General features: G+C 71.0%; 2 protein-coding genes and 1 pseudogene. All 3 read left to right on the plus strand.

Annotation, left to right across the window (positions count from 1 at the left end; genetic code table 11):
• On the plus strand, positions 1 to 318 hold a 318-nt coding region (locus JYK17_RS40075), incomplete at its 5' end, for an alpha-glucosidase C-terminal domain-containing protein (protein ID WP_222812311.1).
• 96 nt (positions 319 to 414) lie between these two features.
• Complete coding sequence (locus JYK17_RS40080) at positions 415 to 1,803, plus strand: maltokinase N-terminal cap-like domain-containing protein (protein WP_128801898.1); 1,389 nt, start codon at positions 415 to 417, stop codon at positions 1,801 to 1,803.
• A gap of 23 nt (positions 1,804 to 1,826) precedes the next feature.
• Positions 1,827 to 2,328, plus strand: a pseudogene (locus JYK17_RS40085) (1,4-alpha-glucan branching enzyme); the annotation flags it as partial.

A 2,328-nucleotide genomic window follows, 5' to 3' on the forward strand; every position in this document is an offset into this window, starting at 1 on the left:
CTGCACTGGACCCGCCGCATGATCGAGATCCGCAAGCAGAATTTCGCCTTCGGCCTGGGTTCGTACCGGGAACTGCCGTCGTCCAACCCGGCGGTGATCGCGTTCCTGCGCGAGTACGAGGACGACCTGGTCCTGTGCGTCAACAACTTCTCCCGCTTCGCGCAGCCGACGGAGCTGGACCTGCGCGCGTTCAACGGCCGGCACCCGGTCGAGCTCTTCGGCGGCGTGCGCTTTCCGGCCATCGGTGATCTGCCGTACTTGCTGACCCTCGGCGGGCACGGCTTCTACTGGTTCCGGCTCCGCAAGGACCCCGTATAGCGCAGGTCGAGAACCCGGGAGGGGGCGGTTTCTCCCGCCCCACCCGGGGCACGCATCAGTAACACCCCGACCCCCCGGGGAAAGGAATGTGACACTATGGCGGAAACTGTCACCCTTTCCGGCACGGCGAGTCCCGGTCTGCTCGCGTCCCTGGATCCGCTTCTGCGGGAGTGGCTGCCGCGCCAGCGCTGGTTCGCCGGCAAGGGGCGTCCGGTCACCGGGTTCTCGCTGGTCGCGGCCACCGAGCTGCTGCCCCTCGACGGCAGGCTGGGCCTGTACCACCTGCTGGTGCGCGCCCACCAGCCGCTCACGATCGGCGCCGAAACCCATCCGGGCGACTGCTACCAGCTCCTGATAGGCGCGCGCGAGGCGCTGCCGCCCCGGCTCGCGCCCGCGCTGATCGGACATGTCGACCAGGGCCCGCTCGCCGGACGCACGGTGTACGAGGCCCTGCACGACACCCGGCCCGCCGAAGTGCTCCTGGAGGCGCTGCGCTCCCAGGCACGCATCGGCGGGCTGCGCTTCGACAAGGAGCCCGGCGCGCAGATCCGCTCCGGGCTCGTCCCGCGCCTGGTGACCGCGGAGCAGTCGAACTCGTCGGTCGTGTACGGAGATACGTTCATTCTCAAACTGCTGCGCCGGGTCGTGCCGGGCGTCAATCCTGACCTGGAACTGCCGCTGGCGCTGGCCCGCGAGGGCTGTTCCCGGGTGCCCGCGCCGACGGCGTGGCTGCAGGCGGAGCTGTCCGGCGAACCGTATGTGCTCGGCGTCCTCCAGCCGTATCTGCAGGGCGCCTCCGACGGCTGGGAGCTGGCGCTGCGCGAGCTGGCCAAGGGCGAGGACTTCGGTGCCGAGGCGCGGGCGCTGGGCCGCGCCACCGCCGAGGTGCACACCGCGCTGGCCCGCGCGCTGCCGACGGTGACCCTGGGCCACGCCCAGATGCAGGTGCTCGCCGACGGCATGATCGAGCGCCTGGAGGCGGCCACCCAGGCGGTGCCCGCGCTGCGGCCGTACGCACCCGCCCTGCACTCCGCGTTCACGGCGCTGGCGGATCTGGCCGCGGAGGGGCAGGTCTGGACGGCGCAGCGCATCCACGGCGATCTGCACCTGGGCCAGTGTCTGCGCTCGCCGGCCGGCCAGTGGTGGCTGATCGACTTCGAGGGCGAGCCGTCCAAGCCGCTGGCCGAGCGGCGGATGCCGCAGCCGGTGGTGCGCGACATCGCCGGGATGCTGCGGTCCTTCGACTACGCCGCCCACTCCGCCGCCGCCCCGGCCCCGGGGTGGGCCGATGCCTGCCGGGCCGCGTACTGCTCCGGGTATGCGGAGGTCAGCGGCCGCGACCCGCGCACCGACCCGGTACTGCTGCGTGCCTACGAGACGGACAAGGCCATATACGAGGCCGTCTACGAGGCCCGGCACCGCCCCGACTGGCTGCCCGTACCGATGGCCGCGATCGAGCGTTACGCCATGACAGACCTGACCTGACCCTTGCCGAGGAGGCGCCGCCCGTGACCCCCCGCACCACTCCCAGCGGTTCTGACCCGAAGAAGAAGGCCGCGAAGGCCACGGAGAGGGCTACGGGCCCCGAAAACCCCGAGAAGCCGGTCAAGAAGGCGGCGACCGCCAAGAAGGAGACCACCAGGAAGGCGAGCGCGACCAAGGCGACCGCGGCGAAGAAGACGGCAGCGAAGAAGACGGCAGCGAAGAAGAGTTCGGAGAAGACAAGTCCGGAGAAGAAGGCCGCGGGCAAGAAGGCCGTGGCCGAGAAGGCGACCGCCAGGAAGGCGAGCGCCACGAAGGCGGCCGCGGTGAAGAAGACGGCAGCGACGAAGCGCCCGGAGAAGAGTCCGGCGAAGAAGGCCGCGGGCAAGAAGGCGGTGGCTGAGAAGGAGACCGCCAGGAAGGCGAGCGCCACGAAGGCGGCCGCGGTGAAGAAGACGGCAGCGACGAAGCGCCCGGAGAAGAGTCCGGCGAAGAAGGCCGCGGGCAAGAAGGCGGTGGCTGAGAAGG

Origin of the sequence: Streptomyces plumbidurans, from assembly GCF_019857225.1 — a bacterium.
GTDB classification, from domain to species: Bacteria; Actinomycetota; Actinomycetes; order Streptomycetales; family Streptomycetaceae; genus Streptomyces; species Streptomyces plumbidurans.

What these genes read in the sequence shown, in the direction of transcription:
- JYK17_RS40080 (WP_128801898.1), top strand. Translation starts at nt 415, where the DNA reads ATGGCGGAAACTGTCACCCTTTCCGGCACGGCGAGTCCCGGTCTGCTC.